Source organism: Alicyclobacillus contaminans DSM 17975 (assembly GCF_000429525.1).
GTDB classification, from domain to species: domain Bacteria; phylum Bacillota; class Bacilli; order Alicyclobacillales; family Alicyclobacillaceae; genus Alicyclobacillus_A; species Alicyclobacillus_A contaminans.
This window is the reverse complement of sequence record NZ_AUCA01000001.1, coordinates 22,515-46,857: the sequence shown is the minus strand read 5'-3', so window position 1 is coordinate 46,857 and position 24,343 is coordinate 22,515. Positions and strand designations below refer to the sequence as shown.

The window sequence follows — 24,343 nt, the reverse complement described above, 5'->3', positions numbered from 1 at the left end:
CTCGATTCTCCTCTCCCGTAAACCCTAAGGGCGCGCTATGAACTGGTACGTGTTGTCATACACAAGCCGCGTGTTCAGATCCACACTCCCCGAAGCCTGAGTGAACAGTTTGGATGCGTCGTAATAGGCGTGCGTCACGCTGCCCGCGTACCCGTCCGCGGCCAGCTCGTTGATGGTGTTGGTGTAGAGCGACGCACCGGTGGCGTCCAATCCTGTGCACTCCAGTTCCAATCCGAGCCCGTACTTCGTCGCATACTGCTCGGCGTTCCGCAGCCGCCCGAGGTCGGCACCGCTACCGAGCTCCGCGTAGTTCGGCTGCAGCCACGCGGCATCAAACCCGAAGGAGCGCCAGTGGGAAATACCCTCGGCGTCATAGTAGGGAATCCAGTAAAAGGACAGAGACTGCGCGTGCGCGAGCGCCGCCGCATCCTGAACGAGCGCCACCTCTCCGGGCCGCTCCGTGTTGATCGCCTCGTTTTCCCAATACAGGCCAACCAGTTTGAGATTCGAATAATTCGCGTTCCGCCAATCAGCGAGGAGCTGTTGCAGATACCATTGCAACGCCTGGTGGCGGGCCTGCAGCGCCAGCGCGTCGTCTGGTCCGCCGTCAAACGAAAGGGTCTGGCCGTTCACAGTGCCGAAGACGCCGTCCCCGTAGGCCGGATAGGGAAGCGTCAGCACGACGTTTTCCTTTTGTCCGTAGGTGCCCAACTGTTGATTGATTTGGCCGACTGCAGCGTCGAGCGCGGCCAGTTGCTGGTTCGGCGCGAACAGATCATGGAGGTAGTCCTGCCACGCGGACTCGGTGTCTCCGACCGTGCCGTACGGCACGAAGAGCATGGTGTCAAACATGCGCCCTTGCCAAGACCCGCTGCTAAGCGACGAGTATCCCACCATCGGCAGAAAATCCTGCGTCGTCCACGTCCCCGCAGCCGTGTGATTGCCCGTATAGACCAACAGCATATTGCGGATGCCGTTCACTCCCGGATCGGTTGGGCTGAGCGGCCGATTCGCCGTGGCATCTCCCGAATCCGACGTGGAAATGGGTGCGACCGTTCCGCCGGTCTGACCACCGACCGCAGCGTAGATATGTAAATGGCGCGCAAAGACCCATACGCCCACGGGGAACGAGACCCGCACTTGCGTCGTCTCCACGCCGGGTAACTGCAGCGCAAACGTCTGCGTGCTCACGCGCCGGTCCGTCAGGGGAATGTGCGTGGCCACCCGGCCCACCTTGATCCATTGGCCGTTGCTCTGGACCTCCACGTCCACATAGCTCGGGTAGTAAATTCCGCTCGCCGGGTTCTGCATCATATCGATGGAAACCGTTCGAACGGAGGCACTGCTCGGCAGCGTCACCGTAATGGAACGCCCTTGCTGCCGCAGATATCCCCGCCAGTTGTCTCCCTGCGTCAACCATCCTGCGTACTGCTGCTCGCTCGCCTGAAAGGTCGCGTCCGGACTGCCTGTCACCGTCGTCTCCAGACTCGAGGAGGGCGCCAGATCCGTGACCGGCGCAGAATCCGCCCAAACCGGGGTGCTCCCGACAGCACCGCTTGCCGCCGCCAACGTCAGCGAGCACGCCGCCGCAACCAATTGTCTTCGCATAACTTTCCTCCCGCTCGTCCACTGGTCGGGCGCCACAGGAGTTGGCGGAAATATCGCCGGGCGCATCCGGGTGACCGCGCACCCACGCCATCCCGGCTCAACTTCTGTGAACGCCCGCTGAATGGGGATTATGGAATGGAAATGGGAACTGAGGTAGCGAATGTATCCAATCTATCTTACACCAAGAGGGACGAAGTAGAAAGGCGAATTGTTACACGCCACGACACGAATGCCCGTGCCGTTGTCGAATTCCGTCGTTGAGTTGACACGAAGGGAAATTCGTTATACAGTATAAACGTTTAGTTTTTAAAACATTGCACCCCTCAAACTTTCATCCATGCAAAGAAGGGAAGCGTGTGCCTTCATCCACCGAATCACAAACGCAGCGATTTGAACGCACGATGTACACGGTGTTACACTTTTTCGGGCCAGGCGTCATGCAGCAGTTGGACACTCCCCTCACTCCCGGGCAGTGCTTTCTGTTGTTCTTTATTCAGAGCAGGGAGGACTGCACCGTCTCCCAATTGGCGGACAAAATGGAGGTCAATCCGAGCGCTGTGACGGTCATGTTGGATCGGTTGGAGAACCACGGATTCGTCAAACGATCCCGCTCCAGCCATGACCGCCGCGTGGTCACGCTCTCCATTACGCCAGCAGGACGGCGGGCTCTCGAACACGTGCTTCAACAACGAAGGAAGATTGTATCCCATTGCTTGTCTCAGATGCCGGAGGAGAAGGTGGAGACCTTCCTTTCGGCATTGGAAAATCTCGCGCAGATTGCCGAAGTCACCAACGTACCGTTGGTGCTCGGTTCACCGCGCAAAACGGAGGAATGACGTTGGAATCCACACAGACCCTCATGGAAACGTCCGCGCCGACCGTTCGCCACCGCGGCATGCTCATCGCAGGATTGATGATTGCCATGCTGTTCGGCGCCCTCGACCAAACGATTGTGGGTACGGCCATGCCGCGCATCGTCGGCGAGTTGGGCGGACTGGGCCTGATGACCTGGTTGACCACCGCATATATGCTGACATCCACCACCGTGGTGCCCATTGCCGGAAAGCTCGCTGACCTGCTCGGACGCCGCGTGGTGTACTTGACGGGGCTGATTGTTTTCGTGGCCGGGTCGGCGCTCTGCGGCATGGCCCAAACGATGCCCCAATTGATTTGGTTCCGCGGCTTTCAGGGCCTCGGCGGCGGCATCATGATGCCCATGGCCATGATCATCATCGGAGACCTGTTCTCCGGCAAAGACCGCGCCAAGTGGCAAGGTGTGTTCGGCGCCATCTTCGGGCTGTCCTCGGTGATTGGTCCGCAAATCGGCGGTTGGATTGTCGACGCGTTGACCTGGCGGTGGGTGTTCTACATCAATCTGCCCGTGGCCATCGCCGCGATGATTTTGATTGCCCTCGGTCTGCCGAGCCACTCTCGCAAGGGCAAGGTGCAATTCGACATCGCCGGGATTGTCACCATGGTGGTTGGCGTGGTGAGCATCTTGCTGGCACTGACCTTCGGCGGCAAGGATTACGCCTGGACATCGTGGCAGATTCTGGGCCTGTTCGCCCTGGCCGTGGTGGCGCTGGCGCTGTTTGCCGTAGCGGAACAACGGGCGTCGGAACCCATCATCCCGCTGCGCCTGTTCAAGAGCCGCGTGTTCACCACCATTAACGCCGTCGGCTTTCTGATGGCGGTGGGCATGTTCGGATCCATCATGTTTGTGCCGCTGTTCTTGCAGGGAATTCTTGGCATCAGCCCATCCACCTCGGGCACGGCCATGACGCCCATGATGATTGCGATGATGGCCTGCAGTGTGCTCGGCGGTCAACTGGTGCTGAAGATTGGCGTCCGCGTGCAACTGGCGCTCGGCATGATCATCATGGCGGTCAGCTTCGGCCTCCTGTCGATGATTCAGGTGTCCACATCCGGGTTTACGGTGTCCGTCTACATGGTCATCCTGGGACTGGGCATGGGGCTCGTGTTCCCGATTCTCACGATTGCACTGCAGGACAGCTTCCCGAAGTCGGAACTCGGCGTGGTGACGTCATCCAGCCAGTTTTTCCGGCAAATCGGCGGCACGTTCGGCATGACCATCCTCGGCGCAGTGCTCAACAATCGGTCAAGCCACGTGCTCTCGGAAAAGACGGCGCCGTTGTTTCAGCATCTGCCCGCGAACAATCCGGCGACCCAGCAGCTGCAGACGATGATTCACGGCAATGCGCAGAGCCTGTACTCGTCGCTGCTCAGCCCGGAGGCGCTGGCCAAAATGCCAGCTCAATTCTCGCAGCAGTTCGTGCCCATTCTCAAGTCGTCGCTCGTCACCTCGCTGCACAGCGTGTTTCTCTGGGGGCTGGCATTCGTCCTGGTCGGCACGCTGTTGACGGTGTTCGTCGGGAAAGTTCAGATCTCCAATCCGCGCAAACGCAGCCAACCGACGGAAGCGTGAGTGAGCGGGCAACGAAGGGCTGCCGAGATGTGACCCAATGGGTCTGCTCGGCAGCCCCATTGCTTTTCCGTCAACTGTATCGCAACTGCACCAAGCCGGCCGAGAAAAACACCACGGCGAAGCCTGCCAACACCAACAGCAGCAAAACCATCGCCATGCCGTCCGCCAGATGGAAGGAGCCGCCAGTGCACAGGCACGCCCACGGTTTCCATGCGGATCAGACCAACGTGTGCAAGCCATTGAGAAAAACGCGGCACGCGAAATACACGAACAGGGCCGCGGACAGTAAGGACACCCCGCGAAGCAGCGATGTCCCGAGCCAGCGCCGCGCCTGGCCGCTGACGAACGCCACGACCGCCGACCACAACACGCCGGCGGTGAAAAAGCCTAGGAAGAAGACCAGAGAGGATCCCCCCAGTGCGCCTGTACGCGTGGTGGCAGCAATCACACTGCCGCCCACCGCCGCAAACCAGAGAATGGCCGAAGGGGAAGACAGTGCGAGACCAACGCCGGTCAGCAACGGCCGGATCCAGGATGACTCGATCGCGGTACCGGCTTCGTTCAGGACCAGCGCCTTTGGGCGGAGCGATTCCCGGATCATATGCACGGACAGGTATCCCAGCGCCAATGTTCCGCCAATCCAAAGCAGCCATCGCACCACCGCGAACCGCAGCAACAGTGACATTCCGACCATGGATAGCCCGGCGTACACCAGGTCTCCAAATGACGAACCCAGGCCGAGCAAGAACGAAGGAACGACACCTCGCTCAATCCCGGTCTTCAGCACGGCCACGTTCACAATTCCCAAATCTAGGCAGAGCGATAACGAAAGCAAAAATCCTGAACCGAATAATTCCATCATGAGGACGGCAACTTCCTTTCCGCACACGCCTTCCGCCGTGACGCCGCCGCGCGACCGCCACACCACGGGCAGTGCAAACAGAGCGAGGAGCACGTGCTCCAAAAACACAATTTGGGTGGACGTCAGGACCCGCACCAAAGGTACAATCAAAATCGAATCCAATCCCCAGAACGCAGCACCGAGCGCAACCAAACACCGAGCGACGACCCACCGGTCGCCTGTATGCGCAGCTTCGCCATCTTCAATTCAAAACCCTTCCTTCAAAGGTGTTCCGAATTGAACCTTCCGCAGCGCCTCGCTCAACAGGGCAAACTTCGCATCATCGGCGCACCGCAGCAACCACGTTGCGGTGCCTCTGAAGTCGCGCGCTGCTGGGAAGAGAAATGCCCCGAAGCCGCAGAAAACACGCGCTTCGGGGCAAGTCACCACAACCCGGCGATTCGGCGCCAAGGAACACAGAATCAGCCGGGTTTCCCGTTCCCTTCTCCCATCCGGACTGTACCGTCGGTACTGGACTCTCACCAGTTCCTGCCTTGCGGCTCGTGGCCTTCGCCTGACGGCGTCACCACCGGTCGGGAATTGGCACCTTCCTGTGCCTCACCCTGCCCCCCGAAGGTTCATATTCAGATGAGATCACTGTAGCAGAGGATAGCAATGCCGTTCAATCCGAGCGGAATACCCAACTAGCGGGAGGTCCCAATCAACTCGGGAATGGTCACCAATCGGTATCCCTGGCTGCGCAGATACTCAATGATCTTCGGCAGCGCCTGCAGTGTGTTGTCCAGATTGACATCCGCTTTGCCCCCGCAGTGCTCCAGAATGATGGCCCCCGGCCGCACGTCCTTGCGGACCATCGCAAGCATTGCCGGAACGGGCGTCCCGGCCCAGTCGCGCGTGTCCACCGACCAGTCCACCACTTTGTATCCCATCGCCGATACCACCCGCACCGTATCCGGGTTCAGCGCCCCGTATGGCGGGCGCAACAGATTCGTGCGATACCCTATCAGCGGTGACAGCACACAATCCGTACGCACAATTTGATCCCGAATTTCGGAAGCGCTCATCTTCGCCAAATCCGGGTGATTCCACGTATGGTTGCCGATGGCGTGACCTTCCCGTACCATGCGGCGCACAGTTTGAGGATACCTCTTGGCCCGAACGCCGAGTACGAAAAATGTCGCCTTCACATGATATCTCCGCAGGATATCCAGCACTTGCGGCGTGTACTTGGCATCCGGCCCGTCATCAAACGTCAGAGCCACGTTTTTCGCCGATGGCCTCCCGGTGTAAAACACAATTCCAGGGAACTGTTGGCTCAGATTTGCGCTGACAACGTATCGAGTCTCGGCCGCTGAAGCCGGAGCGGCCCCGACCAACCCGACCACCGAGCTCGCCGCGATAGCACACAGACAGAGCTTCCCAAACAGCCGCCCGCGGCGGAAATACCGCAGGCCACCGATGTGCTCGCTTCGGCTCCGTCTCCCCATGACACTGTCCCTCCAGGCGAACTATGACACCACCAATACGGTTCCATCCTTCGTCCAAGCCAAGCACGCGTTGGCCTGCACACTCAGTTGACTATTCTGCGGCAATTGGATGGTTTTATGCGTCTGTTCGTCCAGTAGGCTGTCTCCGTTCGCCACCAGGATATGTCCGTCGCCGTTGACAAACACTTTGTCCGGAGACGTCGGCGCAGTCAGCGTATAGTACACCGAAAGTTGTCCGTTTTCGTCCTTGTCAATGCGAATGACGTTCCCCTGGTTGTCCAACACGCCAAAATACAGCGCATCGTTCACCACGCGGTACAAGCAGCTGTTGGTATGCACCAGCTCCACGGTGCCCTTGCTGTACTTCAACACGTTGGGTACACCGTTCGCGCGATCCTGCACGTACAACACGTTGGTCGTCTGCGTAACCGCCTCGTCCGTGACGTAGCGCCCTCCGAGGGACACCTGGCTCATGTCACTCATGGTATCGAAGTGGTACACAAGACTGTTGGTATTTCCCGCGATGAGCACGTACACATCGTTCGTATATGGGCTGTACGTTATCGCCCGGAATCTGGCGCTGCTCGAGAAACCCTGATAGGCATGGACCAATCGAATCTGTCCGGACGCGACGCTGATGGTGCTCAGATACAGCGTTTTTCCGCCCGCGGCCGGTTCCTCGGTGCCCACGAAAATGCTGTCATCGCCAATCCAGGTGATGGCGACCGCCGTGTGATTCAGCGCCTTGGTGAAGACATCTTGATTGGTGGTGAGATCAATCACGTGCAAGGTGTTGTTCTCATCCACATACGCAAATTTATCCGTGCTTTCGGATACGGCCATCAGCGCCGGGTTCTGATTCAATGGATGGATGTTTTTCAGGGACTGTACGGTTTTCTGCGGCGGTGCGGAAACCGTGACGCTTCCCCCCCCCAACAGCGACTCATAGTGCGAAAACACGGCCAACTCCGCGACGGTGACCATGCCACAGGCCACCACCAACAAGGCGATGAACCGCCTCGTACGCTTTTTCACGGTTCACCCCTCCTATCGCGTGACAATCCAGGCCGTGGCGACTTTCCGCTCGCCCAGGATGTCCGTTGGATCATTGATCAATTTGCCGTTGTAGACCATGGTGGATGAGCTGCCGCCATCGAGGTTGGCGGCCACCACGGCCCCGTAGCTCTGCATCAACTGCGCCACTTCGGCCAAGGACGCCCCCACATTACCGGGTCCGTGCACAAAGCGGCCGTCCGTCACCATCAGGATAATGGTCCCGTCTGCCGTTTGACCGATGGCGGTTCGCGGCGCATAGCCCCAGCCGCCGTCCCCCTGAACAACCACCTTGCCATCTTGAATCAGCACCGGTCCGAACGTCAGCGCGTTGGTGACGTGCAGCGCCTCTAATTGATCCAACGTGTAATCGCCGACAATCAATGCCCCCTGTGCCGTCAATCCAATCACAGACTGTTGATTCGAGGAAGCCTGTACCACCTTGCCATTGGAGATGGTGATTCCGAGCGGCACACCGCCTGTGCCGTGCCATCCCACATCCTGAAACGCGCCGCCGTTGACCCCGGCGACCGCGTGGTGCTCCTGCACCATATCGCTGACCGATTCCCCGACATCGCCGAGGCGCCCTGTGACCGCCACCTGCAGGCGCAGGGGATTGTGCACCAAGAGGATTTGCGCAGTGAACGTCTTCCCGGTGTAGGTCTTGTACTCAATTCGATTGTCTCCGCTCAGACTGCGGAAGTCCCGCGATTCTTGTTCCGAAGATCTGCCGGCCCCCGCCGACAGGTTGGGGTTATGTTCGTCAATCACCTTTTGCGACAGCGTGAACAGAGAGAGTGGACGCAACAAATAGCCGTGCCTCGATGTGGTGAACGAATCAATGATATACTCGCGCAGACCGCTGAACGGCCCATGAAAAATCAGAAGTGAGCTGGATACGAAGGTGTACAATCCTACCAACAGCAGCAGTAGAGACAAACGTAACAGGCGCACTGTCACCCTCCTGTATTGTCGTCGGGACAACCGCAGGACCCGACAGGTTTCGTGCGACCACGTTCCGTGCAAACGAAGCGTTCCACACCATCATGGTCCCGTCTGACTTCTTTTCCATCATACCGAGAAGCTATGGATTTTCAATGATAGAATTCTCATAAACCCATGGCTCTGTGACGGTGAGCGAGAAAATAATCCGCCATGATTCGACAGGGTCTTGCATTTTTCTATCGGATTGCATACTATATTTTCAGCAACGGTGCTCGGGAGTTGGACGAACTCTCGAGGGGTATCTGGACGTTAATGTTGCTACGGCTTCATTAACCGCATATTGTATTAAGGGGAGGTCAGGTACGCCTGACCTTCTTTACTACACAAAAGGAGGAATTCTGTGGAACGAGTGATGGTTTTTATTGATGGCAACAACTTTTATCACGCCTGCAAGTTTTACTTGAAGCAGCCTCCGCGCTACAACTTTCAACAGATGTGCGATCTCGTGGTCAACAAGCGACCCAACCGACAACTCCTGCGCTCGTACTTCTACACTGTGAACGATCCGCAGCAGCAGGGGTTGGTCGCCGCGCTCAGCCACATTCCCCGTTTCACCGTGGTTCAGGGCTGGATTCAAAAACTCAAAATACCCGGCGTCCCCTTCGACCCCAACAATCCCAACACGTACATCCCCGTAGAAAAAGGCACGGACGTAAATCTGGCGACGCAACTGCTGATTGGCGCGTACACTAACAGCTATGACACGGCCATTATCTTCAGTGGAGACACGGACTATATCACACCGATTCAGGAGATCAAGAAACTGGGCAAGATTGTGGAGGTCGTACTGACACCGGGGCAACCGACCGAACTGAGAAAAGAAGCGGATGAAGTGTTCGAATTAACTGAAGACGACTTTCAGCAGTGCTGGCTCGGCCACTACCAGTCCCGGCGCAACGCGTCCAACAACGTCACGGCAGGCTGAGGATGTCCGGTGCTTGACGGTGTCATCCGTGTCCAATGTGCGCAAAACCGCCCCGCGGCGATGGACCTGGGGCGGTTTTGCATGTGAAGGCCCAGCCAGCGCAGGCTTCACTCCATCGTGAAGACCTTGCCTGGGTTCAAGATGTTGTTCGGATCGAACGCGCGTTTGATCTGTTGCATCAGCCCGATGGTGGACGCGTGTTCTTCACGCAGGAACCCCATTTTACCGATTCCAACGCCGTGCTCCCCGGTGCATGTGCCCCCGCGGGCCAACGCGTAGCGGACGAGCTCGGCGTTGACCTCGTCCGCCGCGCGCAACTCCGCCTTGTCCTCCGGATTCACCATGAACTGGACGTGGTAATTGCCGTCTCCCACATGCCCGAGAATGGCGCCGTATATCCCTCGAGCGTCAATCGTCGTCCGCGCATGGTGAATGGCATCCGGCAACTCCGACAGCGGCATGCAGACGTCCGTGATTTTCATCTTCTTGCCCGGGGCGGTCGCAGATATCGCCAACGCGGCGTCATGGCGAGCTTCCCAGAGTTGATGGCGCCGCGCCGGATCGGTCTCCTGCACCACAGCCTTGGCACCGTTCTCGCGGCAGATATCCAACACCAATTGCAGATCCGCCGCGACGGCTGCCTGAGTGCCGTGGACCTCCAGGAACAGGGTGGGTTGTTCCGGATAATCCGTCCCCTTGAGCCGATTCACCGCCGACACGGTCAGGGCATCGACCAATTCCACCCGACCGATGGGGACCCCGGACGCGATAATGTCGTACGCCGCCTGACAGGCGTCGCGGACGCTCGCGAACACGGCTCGCGCCGCGGCGGTGTGCTCCGGAATCGCGTGCAGCCGCAGCGTCAGTTCGGTGATGACCCCGAGTGTGCCCTCACTCCCGACGAACAACCCGGTCAAATGATAACCCGCCGACGATTTGAACGCCTGACTGCCGGTGCGAATGACGGTGCCGTCCGCCAGCACCACCTCGAGATCCATCACCTGGTTGCGCATGACGCCGTAGCGAACGGCGGTGGTGCCGCTCGCATTGGTGGCGCACATGCCGCCGAGCGTGGCGTCCGCCCCCGGATCCAGTGGAAATTGCAGGCCGTAGGAGCGCAGATGATGGTTCAGCGCCACGCGGGTAACACCGGGCTGCACGCGAACCAAGAAGTCTCCGGGCCGCACTTCAAGAATCTGATTCATCTCGGTCATGTTCAGGGTGATTCCGCCCATGAGCGGGATGGTGTGCCCCTCCAGGCTGGTGCCGACACCGTAGGGGGTGACGGGAATGCGATGCTCGTTGGCAAACCGGAGCACCGTGGCCACTTCGACGGTCGACCGCGGATACACCACGGCATCCGGTGCGTGCGGCGTGTGGTAGGTTAAATCGCCCGCGTGCTGATTCCGCACCGAATCTCCAGTCCGAACGGCATCCGGCCGTCCCAACGCGGCAGCCAATGCTTCCTTCCAATGGCTCATGAACAACACTCCCAGAATGCGAACATCGATCAAACCTTCAGAAGCTCGCGGATTTTGTGTCAACTCTAGGATAAACGCTTTCTTTTGGGATGGCGAGTGCAGGGTCTATGCGCTTGCCTATCTGGAACGGATTGGACAGGCAGCTCGCGGTGGATCAACAAATGTTTGCGAACCCGGTCTTATCTGACAGTTTTCGACATACTTTTTTCTACGATTGCCCTACATTGAATTTACACCCATGTTTCCGGCACGCTGAATCGTTTGTCGAAAGGAGGCTTGCCCATGCATCTCCCGCGTCACCGTTGGGCGATGAGCGCACTCTCCGTCACGGGCGTGGCGAGCTGCGCCGCCATCGGCTATTTCGGCATGTCTTTGATTCGCAGCCATCATGGGAACGCTTCCAACATCGTGCTTCAAACGGCCCACGCCGAGGCGCCCACCAGCACCAAAGGCAGTTCAACGGGCCTCACGGATGCCGGGACGCGGCTGTCCCCGGTCAATGCGGCACCCGGTGGATGGACCTCGACATCCTCTCCTGATGCCACCGGCATCGGGGGTCGCCCAACTGAACTAGGCTCGAGCGGCGGGGCCCCCGTGGGACAAAGCGGCCAGGGGAGCGCGAACGGCGCACTTCCAACATCCCCTCTCCCTGCGAACACCGCTTCGGGAAGCACGGATCATGCGCCCGGATCATCCGGCGCACCAAGCGGCGGGACTGGCTCAATCGGGAGTGCAGCAGGAGACACGCTCAACAGTATCATCACCGCGACGGGTGGTGCCACCAACGCGGTGGGCGGTGCGGCAAGCGGTGCCGTCCATACTGTCGGTAGCACGGTGGGCGCGGCGCCTTGACCTGCACTGCGATTTTGGCCGGGGACTGCCGCCCCGGCCCCCGTCCTTCCCTGCTGCCCTGCAAAGTTCCTTGGGTATGTCCTGAAAATTTTAGACAATTCCAATGGAAATGACATAACGATTGCAAAATTTTTTCATACAACAAGAAATCAAATTTTGTTAAACTGTTTTTGAGCATCGACACACATTGGGTGTTCGCTGCAGAAAAAGGTACAGAAAGGTCGTGGAATAAAAAAATGCCGCTCGATGATGTGTTGCCGTTCGAAGAATTTCAGCAACTGTCCAAGGAAGAACAGCGAGAGAAGCTGGCAGATTGGCGTCAGCGATACAAGACAAAAGATATTCGAGATTTTTGGAATATGGATCCGAATGTCTTTTACAAGCTGCTGCACGAATTGAACGTTCCAACGCGACCGCGAGCTTCCACCTCCAGTTGGGAATTGCCCAAACCGGTCGCCACCAAACTGTCCGATTTGCCTCGTTACCGTGGCGGACTTAGCGCCCTCAAAGCCGCTCGAGCAGAACAGGCGGAGAACTCGTCCGCGGATGCTGTGGACGAAATCGCCACCGCCGCTGTCACCCCCAAACCCATTCGCCAATTTGGTCAACGAAACATTGAGATCTCCATAGAAGGGGAATACGAAGGACGCGAATTGAGCTCCAAGCTCGACGGGATCTCCAAGATGTTGGACGGACTCAGCAACCGGTATTTCATCCGCCTGCAACTGCAGGAGAGATCCTGACAGCGTCCATCGCCGACCAAGCGGAGACAAGGGGCGGGGTGCACCGCGCCCCTCCCGCGTGTTGCCTTCCGCGCCCGATGCAACAGTCCGCTCCAGCATGCCCACGTCTCATCTCGCCGATTCGAGAGATTGATAGTATCGTTTGAAATCCTGCCGATGCGCCACGAACCCCGCTATCACCGCCATGTTGTACAGAATGTCGAGAACCACCGGCCCCACGTCCCACCGCACGTCCGGTTCCTCCGCTCGCATGAAAGCCTCCTCCATCGCGGGCCTGCGCCGCAGCAGCGCTTCACTCATCCACCGCATGTTCCAGCGAAAGAACTCCATCTCGCTGGACAACAGAGGTGCGGCCAGATAGAATCCATCGCCCGGCTGGAGCAGGCTGTTCTCCAGTGCGGGGCGCAGTATCAATTCCCGCTCCCGGCGTGCAATGTAGGTCGAGTAACTTCGTGCGTGTTTACGAATCTTCTGCAGAATGAACGCAGAATTGCCGTACACGGCCGCATCCGCCTCCAACAGGCACAGCGCCGCAGTCACGTCCGCGCACACCTGCAGTCCCCAGAGTTCCAGACTCGATACCAGCACGTCCACCTTTTGCTCCGGGTGAAACGTATTTCGCAGCGCCGGGTACAGCTTGTCCGCCACGTCGTCGCGGATCATCCATTCTTCTGTATAGGTGTAAACGTAATCGAGAAGCCCCGGCCAATTCTCCAGGTACACCGCCTCCACTGCCGGCCGATGGTTGGCGGTGATGCGAATTTGCCCTGATTCGCTCAAAGAGAACAGATCGGCGTAACGATGGTCAAACGTGGCATCTCCGCGCTGCGTGGATTCGTCTGTCAAATGCGTTCCCTCCTTTGCGCACCACCGTGGGAATCGCCCTAGGAATCTGTGCCGTTTTCCACACTGTCTGTCGATTACCTCCATGATACGCTCTCAGCCAGGGTTGTACAGCCCATTGCGCACCTGAGATGGCTCACCCCTCCTGAAAATCACGTGATGTTATCTTACATAACCCATGGTCAGAACCTTCGCTCCGCTGCTGTGGTGAATTTCAGAATCTTCCGATGCTCAATGATGCCAACGCCCCATCGGCTCTCTTCATGTCGAACGCAGCTGTGTGATACGCTTGCTTTCCCGCGTGGGAGAACAGGACACTGTAGCCTGGTCCCTGCTTTCTATCCTCATCCCGTTCGTCGTAAAAAATAAAAAAAGAACCCCGCAGCAAATTCCGCGAGGTATTTCGGGTGTGCCTGGCGAACTTGTTTCCCGGTCGCGAAGGAACCAAGTAACCAAACAACTTGTCCTTACGCAATCAATTATACAGCCTCCCCCGCCGTTCGCCCGCCCCAGAACAGAAATCAGGGGATAATACGGGGAATCCCCTACATCCCCTTATGTTAAATTCGCACACTCATACATAAAAGGAAAATTAATCCTACCACGGCGCCCGCTCCTCTTCTTCCTTGCCACGCCGGGCCAACTGGCACATCTGCTCATACCGGGATACTTCATTATCGGAAAAAAACTTATCACATCTCTTCAGAATTCGATAAAATATGGGGTTGACAAGGGGGGGGCCAAATGATCCGAACCGCGAAGTTTCCCCTGCGCACAAAAATGTTCTGCGTATTCATGATATGTTTTTCCGTACTGCTGTTTTCAGCGGGCAGCCTGTACTATCTCACAACCCGGCACATTTTGATTCACAGCGCCGTTCAACAGAACGTTCAGCTGGCAAGTGAAGTGGGGTCACAGTTGGCGGAGTTCCAACAAGGCGAGCAGGCGATGGATCAGATGATCAGCGAAAAGTTGCGAATAGCAGCCATCGCCGCGGAATTCGCGCTCAACCCGGACGCCGCCAAGGTGTCGAACCAGGAGTTGGTCCGACTGACAAAACAGTTGGGCGTGTCTGACATCACCCTGCTGCAGCGCAAAGGGGACGACATCGTCGGCGTGAAGTCGTCCAATCCACAGGAAATTGGCCTGAGCACCAAGCGAATGTCGGGTTGGTTCCAAGCGTTCAACGAACTGCTGAACCAAAAGCCTGTCACGGTCGGCTTTGGTGACACCGCACCGCACTTCTGGTCTGGTCCGTGGGCCAACGCCACATCCAACCCATCCCAGATCGACAAGTGGGGTTATTACTATGACGGCAAGACCAACTATATCATCGATCCGTTTGTCGAAACGTCCGCCGTTTCTCAATACGCGACGACCATCGGGTTGGATCACCTGATTCAACGCATCCTGTCCCAAAGTTCGTCGTTGCTGGACGTCACGGTGTTCAATCCGAAGACCTTTGGAAAGACGCCGATTGTGTATCACAACGACGGGCAAACGTGGATAGACTTCAAAAACCTACCAACATTGGTCGGAAGCTATAATTATCCAAACATGGCCGATGACGAACGTCTCATTCAGCAGACCGTTGAAAAAAATGCGCCCCAATACGAGGTGGAGACCCTGCTCAACCAGCGCGTGCTGAAAACGTTTGTTCCCATTCCGTACGGCGGAGCCACCTACGTGGTGGGCTTTGTTTCCGATTACGGCCAGGTCACTGCCGGTCTCTCAGAGCTGATGAGGGACAACCTGTGGATCATGCTGCTGCTATTGACGATTGTCGCCATCATCAGCTTTTTCGTGTCCGGGTACGTGGTGAGGCCGCTGCGTCACATCACAGCCCAGGTGGCCAACCTGGCCGATGGCAACCGCAACGCACTGGCACTGCCGACTTTCCGCAACGACGAAATCGGTGAACTGGCGCACCAGGTGAGCACCGCCACCAAGAACTTCAACCACTTCGTGCACGAGGTGGCGGCAACCATTCGCGATGAACGGGCGAACGCCATGGCTTTTCTCGGCCTCGTGTCATCCGCGCTGATTCACGAACTGCGCAATCCAGTGACCACGGTGAACAACTTACTCGAACTGCTGCCTCGCGTTTCAGGAGACAAGGCCAAGTCGGAGGAACTGATTGGCCACATCCGTGTGGCTGGTCAGCAGCTCCACACCATCATCGGTCAGTTCACCGAATTTCTCCGCACCGGAAAGCTGCATCCCGGTCCATGCGATCTGGTCGCCCTGGTGGCGCAGGCGGTTCTGCACATGCAGCCTGCGGCCGAGCGAGAAGGCGTTCATCTGTCGTTCGCCAACCGCACGGGAGAAGAGGCCCTGTGGGGGCACATGGACGGAGAAAAAATCACGCGCGCACTGGACAATCTCATTGACAACGCGCTGCACGCCGCCAGCCAGGCGGAGACGTCCGGCAGCGTCACCGTTCGATTGTCCAAGCGAGGAAATTTCGTGGATATTCACGTGGAGGACAACGGACCTGGGATTCCCGTCGACGCCTGGGACGACATTTTCATTCCGTTCAACACGACCAAGCCGAGCGGCCTTGGACTCGGTCTGGCCATTGCCAAATTCGTCGTCACGGGCAGCGGCGGACAAATCCAGGTGGAATCCAGCAGTGCCACGGGCACGGTGCTGCGCATGACGCTCCCACTTCACCCCGCGTCGACAGAAAGGATGGAATGATCTCACCATGCCTGCCATTCAGTCGGTATTGATTGTCGAAGACCATCCGGGTACCGCCTTCGGCCTGCGCATGCTTTTGGAACAGATGAACGCCGCAGCCAACATTCAAGTGGTGGACAACGGACCTGCGGCACTGGAGCAACTTCGCAACAGCCAGCCGGACATGGTGATTGTAGATTTGCACCTGCCCGGCATGGACGGCATCAAGGTGGCCTCGGAAATTCGAGCCATGGACGACGACGTGCACATCGTTGTGTACACGGGCACCACGGACATCGAGTCCAGCTTGGCGAGCTTATTGGAGATTGGCATCAGCGGTTTCATCACGAAGAGCATGCCGCTCCAGCGCGTCCAGCGCGCCATCGAATGCATACTCGATGGGGAAACCGTAGTCCCCATCACTCTGTTCCGCAGAATGCGCCTGCAGCCCACCACGGACATTTCGGAGTTTCGAGCCATCGACTGGACGATGATCCGGCTGCTCGCCGAAGGAAAGAGCAATGCGGAAATGGCGCAGCAACTGTTCATCAGTGTGAAGACGGTGGAAAACCGGTTGACCAACCTCTACAGGAAGCTGAACGTGACCAGCCGCCTGGAAGCGGTCCAGAAATGCCGCGCCCTCAACCTCATTGAGTAGGCGCGGCAGGGCGTCCGTCACTCAATCACCGTGCGCAGACGCCCCAGGCCCTCCGCTTCCACCACCACCTCGTCTCCCGGTTGCAGCCAATGGCGCTCCTCTTCCGGCTGCCCCAGCACGACCCCGTCCGGCGTGCCCGTCAGAATGACGTCCCCCGGCTCCAGGGTGAATTGGGACGAGACGTAGTGAATCAACGTTTCAAACGAAAAGATCATCTGCGCCGTGCTGGCGTTCTGTCGCAACTCGCCGTTCACGCTGCAGCGAAGACCAATGTTGTGCACGTCCGGACATTCGTCGAGAGTGACCAGCGCGGGACCGATGGGGCAAAATCCGTCGTAGGTTTTCCCCAACAGCCACTGGGACGAAGCGAACTGAACATCCCGCGCAGAGAGGTCGTTGGCCAGCGTCAGTCCAAGCACGTAGTCCAAGGCGTCAGACTCTGGCACATCGCGCGCCTTCCTGCCCATCACCACCGCAATCTCCGCTTCGTAATCCAGCTGGGTTGTCTGTCGCGGCCGTGCCACCACCGCGTCATGGCCCGTCAACGCGTTGTCGAATTTGCTGAAGAGCAGGGGCGCAGAGGGAGCGTCCAAGTGTGTTTCCTCCACGTGCTTTCGATAATTCAGGCCAACGCACACGATCTTTCGGCCTCGTGGAACCGGCGGCAGAAACACCACATCCGATGGCTCGACCCAATCTCCGGCATCCGGGAGTTGCGGTAAGCGAGGCTGCCATTCCGCCAGGGCTCGTACGCCGTCCCGCCCGAGCGCCACCAGCGCTTCTGCTGAATGCGGCAATCCGTTGGCCAACGCCCACTCGGACGACAGGCGAAACAGCCGGTCAGCCATCCATATCACCAGCGCGTCCACATTTCCCTGTTGAACCACGGATATACGCATGTCTCCATCCTCCCCCACGCCGCTGCCGTTTCGCGTGCATCTCGCGGCCGTGCTCGGCGCGTTTTGTCAGACTGTCACTTCGGATTATTGCACAAATTCCTCCCGAGGCACATGCCGCTTGAGTTCTGACGCAAACAGGCGTAGTATAGTCGTTTGTTCGCATGCGAAATATTTGTCGTATGAAACATTCGTATTCAAAGAGTAGAAGGGAGGGTGGATATTGACGGATGAACATCAGAAGGCCGCCCAAGCCAGGGAGCTTCTGCACTCATTTCGACAGGTTGATCGATCCATGCGGCACCTGATGCGCATACAGGCGGATCACCTGGGATTGACGCCTGTGCAGCTGCTCGTGGTTCGCATTCTGTCGGAATCCCCAGATCTGTCCCTGAACGAGTTGTCGGAACGCGTCCAACTCGGCTGCAGCACCGTCAGCGGCGTCGTCAAACGGCTGGTGGAGTGCGGCGTCGTGGAGCGGGATAGACTCAATGAAGATCAGCGGACAGTGGCCATTCGACTCACGGGCAAAGGCAAGCAACTGCAAGAGCGGGCCTTCGGCAATGGTTCGTTATTATCCAAGGCCCTTCTGAAGTTTCTGGAGTTTCCCGACGAGGATATTCAGACCTTGTTGAAGCTGCATCGGGCTCTGATTCAAATTCTGCAAGTCGACGACTGATATTCTTCATACGAGAAAAGAGGGAGAGAATCGCCATGACAAGCACTCCAGTCAAGGGCGCGCCGAACGTTCGAATTGGTCCCATTTTCGGCGTCATGCTGGCGGGTGCGCTGGTCGCCTTTTTGAATCAAACGCTGATTAACATCGCGTTGCCGCAAATCATGGACCGCCTGCACATCTCCGCCGCGACGGCGGACTGGCTGGCGACCATCTTCATGTTGGTCAACGGAATTGTCATTCCCATCACCGCGTTCCTGATGGAGCGCTTTACCACGCGACAACTGTATCTGAGCTGCGTCGGCCTGTTCGCGTTGGGCACACTCATTTGCGGGATTGCGCCAAACTTCCCGGTGCTTCTGATTGGCCGAGTGGTGCAGGCCGCTGGTGCGGGGATTCTGTTCCCGCTCATTACGAATGTGATCTTCATCCTGTTTCCGGCCGAACGGCGCGGATTTGCCATGGGTATCTTCGGCATTGCCATAAACTTCGCTCCGGCCGTCGGTCCGACCATGTCGGGCTGGATTGTGCAGAGCCACTCGTGGCGCGTCCTGTTTTTCATCATTTTCCCCATCGCCCTGATGGACTTTATCGGGGCCATATTCCTGGTGAAAAATGTGACAGAGACCAGCCGTCCAAAACTGGACACGCTCGGTGTGATTTTGTCCACGTTCGGGTTTGGCGGCTTGCTGTACGGATTCTCCGAAGCCGGGAGCCAGGGATGGGACAATACAACGGTCATCGCCACCCTCGTGGTGGGGGGCGTGGGTCTGCTGCTGTTTGTCTGGCGGCAGTTCACCGTCGGTCATCCCATTCTCGAATTTCGGATCTTGCGTTATCCCATGTTCACGCTGACCACCATCATCAACGTCCTGGTGACCATGGCGCTGTTTTCAGGCATGATTCTGATGCCTCTGTACATGCAGAATGTCCGCGGCTTCTCACCGCTGCTGTCCGGCTTGATGCTCTTGCCGGGCGGCATCCTGATGGGACTCATGTCTCCCATCACCGGTCAGCTGTTTGACAGGTTCGGCGCCCGGTGGCTGGCGGTGGCAGGAATGATGCTCACCATTGTCACCACGTACGCATTGACACGGCTGAAACTCGACACGACCTTCACCTACGTGACCGTCGTGTACACTCTGCGGATGTTCGGCATATCCATTCTGATGATGCCCATCACCACCGCGGGATTGAACGAATTGGCGCTCAGTCTGAACCGTTATGGTACCGCCATGCTCAACACCTTCCGTATGGTGGCGGGCGCCATCGGCATCGCGTTCTTCGTATCCATCATGACGTCCCGAGCGAAGACGCACGCGACGCAGTTGATGGTGCAGCAGCACATCCTGCCGACCGACAAACTTTACGCTGCGGAAGCCATCCGGCAGGGTACCGTCATGGGCATCAACGACGCATTCATGGTCGCGACGGCACTCGCAGTAGTGGCGTTCATCTTGTCGTTCTTCATCCGACGGACCACGCCGCAACCCGACACCATCACCCAGCGTGCCCATAAACCAAAGAGCCAGACCATTCGCTCTTGCGTTTTGGGCGAGGGGTGACCTCTGCATGTGAAAACAGGATGCCCCGGTGTGGGCATCCTGTTGTTTTGTCCAGTTATCCCCACTGTCAGAGACGGTCAGTGTACCGCCGATTTTGCCCAACTGGACTGAACAAACCTTCAACCTTTGGTGCAGCATTTCGGGACGCGCGTTACACCCCGTACCAGTCACCGTCGGCAACCCTCGACATTTTCCGGGAAATAGTGACTACATTCCTCACTCCAGTCGAGTCTGATTGAATTGGACAGCGCACTCAATGAAGAAAAGAAAAAGCCCCGCTTCCTCACACCCCCGTTCACAAGTCCGTGATGATTTCACATGTGCCGCGCGGGTGAGAGACGAACTCACGCTTCCCTCCTCTTCATCTCGTTCTTTTACCACACCATGTCTGCCGTTCAGAGATTCAGCAGGAATGTCCGTTCCGGGCTTGACGTCGCGTGAGCGCCCACCATCTCATCCAACGTCGTTCGGAGTTCGGTGATTCATGCCGTCCAATATATCGCCGGGTGTCATCCGGACCAGTTTTACAAAGTAGTCCTCGGGTCATTCCTCTTTCAAAGTGTCATTCGAGAGGCACGTGTGGAGAAGCGACGAGCACACCGGTCCACCCCTGGCCAGGGCTTGGTGGTGTGCTCCTACCGTACGTGTCACTCGGATGCGCTGGCGGCCGCTGGCGGGACAACCCCCACCTCCGCCCATTCACGCCCGGATGTGTAGAACGAACTTCGATACTTGAGGCGGTAATATACCAGTGGAAAGACGCCAATCAATAAGGCGCCCATTCCGATGGCATCGGTGGTCCAACCGAGCTGAGGAATGTCATACAGTGCCACGGACCACAGGAAAAGTGCCGCCACCACGGGCCACAGCCCCCGCATGACAAACGTTCCCACGCTGCGAGTGAGTAGCCGCCTGTAGTACCAGGCGCAGGCGAACCCGGTCAGACCGTAGTAAAACGCAATCTGTAAGCCAATGGCGTTGATAGCGCTTGTCATCAAGGCGTTCACGGTAGAACTGAAACTGGAGAGCACAAACAACACCAGCGCGACAATGCCAATCACGATGCCCGCCGACCACGGCGTTTGGAATCGCGGATGCAGCTGCCCGAACTTTTCCCCAATCACTCTGTCCCTTCCCATCGCGAACAGCGTGCGGCTGGCCTGGAGCAACGAGGTTTCCAACGTGGCGATGGTGCTGATGAGCACCGCCAGAATCGCAATGTCTCCCCAGGGGCGAGGAAAGATCATGTCGCCCACCACCGGCAGGAGGTTGGTGCTGGCCTTGCTGATCTGGTCTTGGGTGAGGCCCATTTGACACGCAATTTGCATGACCTCAAATAGCACGAAGATACCCACCATACCGAACACGCCGCCGTAGCCCGGCGCCCGGTTTCTATCCTCGGTCTCCTCCGTCAGATTGGCCGTGACATCCCATCCCCAGTAGTAAAAGACAGCGACCAACGATCCGGACATGAACGTGCCCAGGTCAAAATGAGCTGGGGAAAACCACGACCACGAGAACGGCTGAACCGGATGGGCGGAAAACTTCACAAACGCGCCCACGGCAATCACCAACAGCGCGAGCACCTCGATGATGGTCATAATTTTCTGGAATTTTGCGGTGATTTGAATCCCCAACATGATGAGGATGTTCATCGCCAGAAACCACACCGCCCCCACAGCGGTCACCGCCAACACGTTGCTGTCGAGCGACGGCGCAATCAGGTCGAGCGTCACCGACCCCGCCGGCAACGATCCCGCAATCATGAACAGACACGTCGCCACCACGAGCCCCCATCCACTCATGAAGCCGAGCGATGGACTGATGGCCCGTCCCACCCAGGCGTAGCTGGCACCCGCGTCCGATCTCCACCGATTGAGATACATAAACGCAAAGGCGATGCCAAACATCACCACCGCCGCGTACAGAATGGAGCCGGGGCCCATCAGCCCCACGGCCCCAATTAATGCGGCGGTGCTCGCCGACAGGGAGTAGGCGGGCGCGGTGCCCGCCACCCCCATGATGATGGAATCCGCTTTGGTCAGCACATTGTGCTTTAGTTCGTTGGTCTGGGACATACCCCATATCGCCTCCACCTCGGACCCTGTTTCATGCATTCAACCGTTGTTGTTTCACCCTCTCATAGACGCACATTCGTGCTCGCCAGCGCCCCGGCCAACACCTCAAACACTCTGTCCGCCTCCGCTTGACCGATGGTGAGCGGCGGCTCCACGCGAATCGTCTGGGCGTTCACCAGCGTTCCCGCGACGAGAACACCGTGCTCGAACATGTGCTTGGCCACCTCGTAGCCGACCTTGTTGTCGACAAACTCAATCGCCATGAGCAGACCTTTGCCTCGCACTTCCACCACTTTGCCCTCGTGGCCCTTCACGGCCTCCCGCATGCCCCTGAGCATGTAATCCCCCATCGCGGCGGCCCGCTCCGGCAGACGCTCTTCAATCAGGACGTGAATGTTCGCAATCGCCGCCGCGCAGGCGAGCGGATTTCCGCCAAACGTGGTGGTGTGCAGGAAGGGATCATCAAACAACCGCGAGAAGACCGCCTCGGTTGCGATGGTAGCTCCCGCCGGCATGACTCCGCCGCCAAACGATTTGGCCAAACACAGGATGTCCGGGACTACATCGTAGTGTTCACAGCAGAACATCTTCCCGGTTCGTCCCATCCCCGTCTGCACCTCGTCCAGAATCAGCAGCGCTCCGAACTGATTACACAATTCACGGACCGCAGGCAGGTAATCATCATCCGGAATGTTGACACCCCCCTCGCCCTGAATTGGTTCGAGCAGGACCGCGCCCACGTCTTCCCCGACCATCTGGCACGCCTGCATGGTTTTGTACATCATGTCCACATCGTTGAACGGTACATGCCGCACCCCCGGTAAGAGCGGCATGAATGGACGTCGAAATACGCCTTTGGCCGTCCCTGCCAGCGAGCCGTAGCTCTTGCCGTGGAACGCCTTGGTCGCTGCGAGAATGGTCGGCTTGGTGCGCTGGTACGCCCGCGCCAGCTTCAACCCGGCCTCCACGGATTCGGTGCCGCTGTTGGTGAAAAAGGAATACTGCAGATTGCCCGGTGTGAGGTCGGCGAGGATTTTGGCCAACATGGCGCGGAGCGGATCGAGTAGATCCTGACTGTGCAGCGCCTGACGGTTCAGTTGATCCACCACCGCCTTGACCACCTTCGGATGCCTGTGGCCCACGTTATAGATGCCGAATCCGCCAAGACAGTCGATGTAATGCTTGCCGTTCACATCCACGAAGCCGTTGGCACCAGCGTCCGCCCACTCCACCGCTGCATCCAATCCGCCCAGCGTCACGGACTTGCGGTACTCGAGAAACCCTGGATTCACGTGATCCCGAAATCCATCCAACGTCTCCTGCGTCACCCACCTGGCGGTCTCCGGAGTGATATGCGACTGCGAAATCAGTTCGAGCACCTGTTGGGTGTAATCGTAAATGTGCTTATAGTCGGGCATGATTTGCCACCTCCATGGATTTTTGGGCCTGATTCAACCGGCCGGAATCATCCCCCGCGTCCGACCCCCGCGCCGTTCCTTCAAACAGGGTCAGCAACATTTCGCGAACAATCTTCGCGCCGAGCACGGCCGTGCAACCGGACGCGTCGAGCTGCGGGGCCACCTCCACCAAGTCCGCGCCGACCACGTTTCGCCCGCGCAATAGGCCCAATGCGGCAAACAGCTCCCGCGGCGAGATCCCGCCCGCCTCCGGGGTGCCGGTGCCCGGGGCGAACGCCGGATCGAGCACGTCAATATCCACGGTCACGTACAAGGGCGTGGCCTGCGGAACCTCGGCCAGCCATTGCGCCAGCGGTTCGGCCACATCCATGGTGCACTGCCGCAATGGACGGGCTGCGGCAAATTCGAGTTCGGACCAGTCCGCCGAGCGAATCCCGAACTGGGCGAATTGGTTGTGTGGAAGAAAATCGAGCACGCGCCGCATGACGGTCGCGTGTGTGACGGATTCTCCAAAATACACGTCGGCCAGATCGGCGTGCGCATCCAGGTGAATCACGTGAAGATCAGGATGATGTTCGTGAAGCACGCGAATGATGGGCAACGAGATCAGGTGTTCTCCACCGAGCGCGAAGGGCGTCTTGCCATCCTTCACTAGGCCGGAGACATACGTTTCGGTGCGCAACAGACTGTCCTTGGCATTCCCGAACGGCAGCACGAGATCCCCCGCATCGTGATAGGAGCGATGCAGCAGCGTGTCCCCAAACTGCAGGCTGTACGGTTCCAGGCCGTACGATGCCTGCCGAATGTGCGCCGGTCCGAACCTGGCGCCCGGTCGGAAACACACCGTGTAGTCCATGGGTACGCCGAACAGGACAACGGAGGCAGCGCGGTAGTCGGGATTGCTATACAGAAAGGTGGAACTGCTTTGCAACAACGGTGGGCCCTCCTCTCCTCATGGCCTTGCCCATAGTACTTAGCAACGATCATGCCAATCTGAAATGATTGAAGAATTGGTATTTTCGTGCTATGTTTCGGTACAAGAATGAGGCACGGATGAATATGTAATGC

At 58.1% G+C, this 24,343-nt stretch carries 20 protein-coding genes and 1 riboswitch; of the genes, 9 read left to right on the top strand and 11 right to left on the bottom strand.

From position 1 onward, the window contains the following. Positions 1-24 precede the first annotated feature (24 nt). A complete protein-coding gene (locus G463_RS17755; RefSeq protein ID WP_051321713.1) occupies positions 25-1,608 on the bottom strand; it encodes a DUF4855 domain-containing protein in 1,584 nt (527 codons plus the stop codon). 356 nt (positions 1,609-1,964) lie between these two features. Here G463_RS17755 and G463_RS17750 point away from each other — a divergent pair, with 356 nt between their 5' ends. Both G463_RS17750 and G463_RS0100210 read left to right on the top strand, forming a co-directional pair. Next, positions 1,965-2,444 carry a MarR family winged helix-turn-helix transcriptional regulator gene (locus G463_RS17750; protein ID WP_051321712.1) on the top strand — a complete coding sequence of 160 codons (480 nt, stop codon included), beginning with the start codon at positions 1,965-1,967 and terminating at the stop codon, positions 2,442-2,444. Between the two features lie 23 nt (positions 2,445-2,467). Beyond that, complete coding sequence (locus G463_RS0100210) at positions 2,468-4,054, top strand: MDR family MFS transporter (RefSeq protein WP_026973605.1); 1,587 nt, start codon at positions 2,468-2,470, stop codon at positions 4,052-4,054. Between the two features lie 217 nt (positions 4,055-4,271). Here G463_RS0100210 and G463_RS0100200 read toward each other — a convergent pair whose 3' ends face one another. From G463_RS0100200 to G463_RS0100180, 4 genes are all read right to left on the bottom strand, one after another. Continuing rightward, positions 4,272-5,066, bottom strand: a complete 795-nt coding sequence (locus tag G463_RS0100200) for a LysE family transporter (RefSeq protein ID WP_245575636.1) — start codon at positions 5,064-5,066, stop codon at positions 4,272-4,274. A gap of 325 nt (positions 5,067-5,391) precedes the next feature. After that, positions 5,392-5,537, bottom strand: a riboswitch (FMN riboswitch). A 62-nt stretch (positions 5,538-5,599) separates the two neighbouring features. After that, positions 5,600-6,403: a polysaccharide deacetylase family protein gene (locus tag G463_RS17740; RefSeq protein ID WP_245575635.1), complete on the bottom strand. Its 804-nt coding sequence runs from the start codon at positions 6,401-6,403 to the stop codon at positions 5,600-5,602. A gap of 21 nt (positions 6,404-6,424) precedes the next feature. Then, positions 6,425-7,438 carry a hypothetical protein gene (locus G463_RS0100185; protein ID WP_026973602.1) on the bottom strand — a complete coding sequence of 338 codons (1,014 nt, stop codon included), beginning with the start codon at positions 7,436-7,438 and terminating at the stop codon, positions 6,425-6,427. Between the two features lie 12 nt (positions 7,439-7,450). Beyond that, positions 7,451-8,410, bottom strand: a complete 960-nt coding sequence (locus G463_RS0100180) for a phosphodiester glycosidase family protein (RefSeq protein WP_051321711.1) — start codon at positions 8,408-8,410, stop codon at positions 7,451-7,453. A gap of 391 nt (positions 8,411-8,801) precedes the next feature. Between G463_RS0100180 and G463_RS21415 the strand changes: the two genes are divergently transcribed. Next, complete coding sequence (locus G463_RS21415) at positions 8,802-9,386, top strand: LabA-like NYN domain-containing protein (RefSeq protein ID WP_051321710.1); 585 nt, start codon at positions 8,802-8,804, stop codon at positions 9,384-9,386. Positions 9,387-9,493: 107 nt separating this feature from the next. On the opposite strand, the gene G463_RS0100170 is transcribed toward G463_RS21415, so the two are convergent. After that, entirely contained in the window at positions 9,494-10,867 is a 1,374-nt protein-coding gene (locus tag G463_RS0100170; RefSeq protein WP_035484911.1) for an FAD-binding oxidoreductase, read from the bottom strand. Positions 10,868-11,149: 282 nt separating this feature from the next. On the opposite strand from G463_RS0100170, the gene G463_RS0100165 reads away from it, so the two are divergent. Together G463_RS0100165 and G463_RS0100160 are read left to right on the top strand one after the other, a co-directional pair. Beyond that, on the top strand, positions 11,150-11,719 hold the full coding sequence (locus tag G463_RS0100165; RefSeq protein WP_026973599.1) for a hypothetical protein: 570 nt from the start codon (positions 11,150-11,152) through the stop codon (positions 11,717-11,719). A gap of 236 nt (positions 11,720-11,955) precedes the next feature. Beyond that, positions 11,956-12,462 (top strand): hypothetical protein, encoded by a 507-nt coding sequence (locus G463_RS0100160; RefSeq protein ID WP_026973598.1) that lies wholly within the window; start codon positions 11,956-11,958, stop codon positions 12,460-12,462. A gap of 108 nt (positions 12,463-12,570) precedes the next feature. On the opposite strand, the gene G463_RS0100155 is transcribed toward G463_RS0100160, so the two are convergent. Continuing rightward, positions 12,571-13,308 (bottom strand): hypothetical protein, encoded by a 738-nt coding sequence (locus G463_RS0100155; protein ID WP_026973597.1) that lies wholly within the window; start codon positions 13,306-13,308, stop codon positions 12,571-12,573. Positions 13,309-14,049: 741 nt separating this feature from the next. Between G463_RS0100155 and G463_RS0100145 the strand changes: the two genes are divergently transcribed. Continuing rightward, complete coding sequence (locus G463_RS0100145) at positions 14,050-16,005, top strand: sensor histidine kinase (protein ID WP_026973595.1); 1,956 nt, start codon at positions 14,050-14,052, stop codon at positions 16,003-16,005. Positions 16,006-16,012: 7 nt separating this feature from the next. Beyond that, positions 16,013-16,642 carry a response regulator gene (locus G463_RS0100140; RefSeq protein WP_026973594.1) on the top strand — a complete coding sequence of 210 codons (630 nt, stop codon included), beginning with the start codon at positions 16,013-16,015 and terminating at the stop codon, positions 16,640-16,642. Positions 16,643-16,659: 17 nt separating this feature from the next. On the opposite strand, the gene G463_RS0100135 is transcribed toward G463_RS0100140, so the two are convergent. Continuing rightward, a complete protein-coding gene (locus G463_RS0100135; protein ID WP_051321709.1) occupies positions 16,660-17,541 on the bottom strand; it encodes a fumarylacetoacetate hydrolase family protein in 882 nt (293 codons plus the stop codon). 220 nt (positions 17,542-17,761) lie between these two features. Here G463_RS0100135 and G463_RS21410 point away from each other — a divergent pair, with 220 nt between their 5' ends. After that, on the top strand, positions 17,762-18,217 hold the full coding sequence (locus G463_RS21410) for a MarR family winged helix-turn-helix transcriptional regulator (RefSeq protein ID WP_051321708.1): 456 nt from the start codon (positions 17,762-17,764) through the stop codon (positions 18,215-18,217). A gap of 35 nt (positions 18,218-18,252) precedes the next feature. Next, complete coding sequence (locus tag G463_RS0100125) at positions 18,253-19,779, top strand: DHA2 family efflux MFS transporter permease subunit (protein ID WP_026973592.1); 1,527 nt, start codon at positions 18,253-18,255, stop codon at positions 19,777-19,779. Between the two features lie 647 nt (positions 19,780-20,426). Here the strand turns inward: G463_RS0100125 and G463_RS17725 are convergent. The 3 genes from G463_RS17725 to speB all read right to left on the bottom strand — a co-directional run bounded on the left by G463_RS17725 (position 20,427) and on the right by speB (position 24,209). Beyond that, positions 20,427-21,857, bottom strand: coding sequence for an APC family permease (locus G463_RS17725; RefSeq protein WP_051321707.1), 1,431 nt, complete (start codon positions 21,855-21,857; stop codon positions 20,427-20,429). 62 nt (positions 21,858-21,919) lie between these two features. Further along, positions 21,920-23,275 carry a putrescine aminotransferase gene (locus G463_RS17720; protein ID WP_035484805.1) on the bottom strand — a complete coding sequence of 452 codons (1,356 nt, stop codon included), beginning with the start codon at positions 23,273-23,275 and terminating at the stop codon, positions 21,920-21,922. Further along, positions 23,262-24,209 (bottom strand): agmatinase, encoded by a 948-nt coding sequence (gene speB / locus G463_RS17715; RefSeq protein WP_084171077.1) that lies wholly within the window; start codon positions 24,207-24,209, stop codon positions 23,262-23,264. Before speB ends, G463_RS17720 begins: the two co-directional genes overlap by 14 nt. Positions 24,210-24,343 lie beyond the last annotated feature (134 nt).

What these genes read in the sequence shown, in the direction of transcription:
- G463_RS0100135 (WP_051321709.1), bottom strand. Translation starts at nt 17,541, where the DNA reads ATGCGTATATCCGTGGTTCAACAGGGAAATGTGGACGCGCTGGTGATA.
- G463_RS17725 (WP_051321707.1), bottom strand. Translation starts at nt 21,857, where the DNA reads ATGTCCCAGACCAACGAACTAAAGCACAATGTGCTGACCAAAGCGGAT.
- G463_RS17720 (WP_035484805.1), bottom strand. Translation starts at nt 23,275, where the DNA reads ATGCCCGACTATAAGCACATTTACGATTACACCCAACAGGTGCTCGAA.
- G463_RS0100140 (WP_026973594.1), top strand. Translation starts at nt 16,013, where the DNA reads ATGCCTGCCATTCAGTCGGTATTGATTGTCGAAGACCATCCGGGTACC.
- G463_RS0100165 (WP_026973599.1), top strand. Translation starts at nt 11,150, where the DNA reads ATGCATCTCCCGCGTCACCGTTGGGCGATGAGCGCACTCTCCGTCACG.
- G463_RS0100210 (WP_026973605.1), top strand. Translation starts at nt 2,468, where the DNA reads ATGGAAACGTCCGCGCCGACCGTTCGCCACCGCGGCATGCTCATCGCA.
- G463_RS17740 (WP_245575635.1), bottom strand. Translation starts at nt 6,403, where the DNA reads ATGGGGAGACGGAGCCGAAGCGAGCACATCGGTGGCCTGCGGTATTTC.
- G463_RS0100170 (WP_035484911.1), bottom strand. Translation starts at nt 10,867, where the DNA reads ATGAGCCATTGGAAGGAAGCATTGGCTGCCGCGTTGGGACGGCCGGAT.
- G463_RS0100145 (WP_026973595.1), top strand. Translation starts at nt 14,050, where the DNA reads ATGATCCGAACCGCGAAGTTTCCCCTGCGCACAAAAATGTTCTGCGTA.
- G463_RS0100125 (WP_026973592.1), top strand. Translation starts at nt 18,253, where the DNA reads ATGACAAGCACTCCAGTCAAGGGCGCGCCGAACGTTCGAATTGGTCCC.
- G463_RS17755 (WP_051321713.1), bottom strand. Translation starts at nt 1,608, where the DNA reads ATGCGAAGACAATTGGTTGCGGCGGCGTGCTCGCTGACGTTGGCGGCG.
- G463_RS0100160 (WP_026973598.1), top strand. Translation starts at nt 11,956, where the DNA reads ATGCCGCTCGATGATGTGTTGCCGTTCGAAGAATTTCAGCAACTGTCC.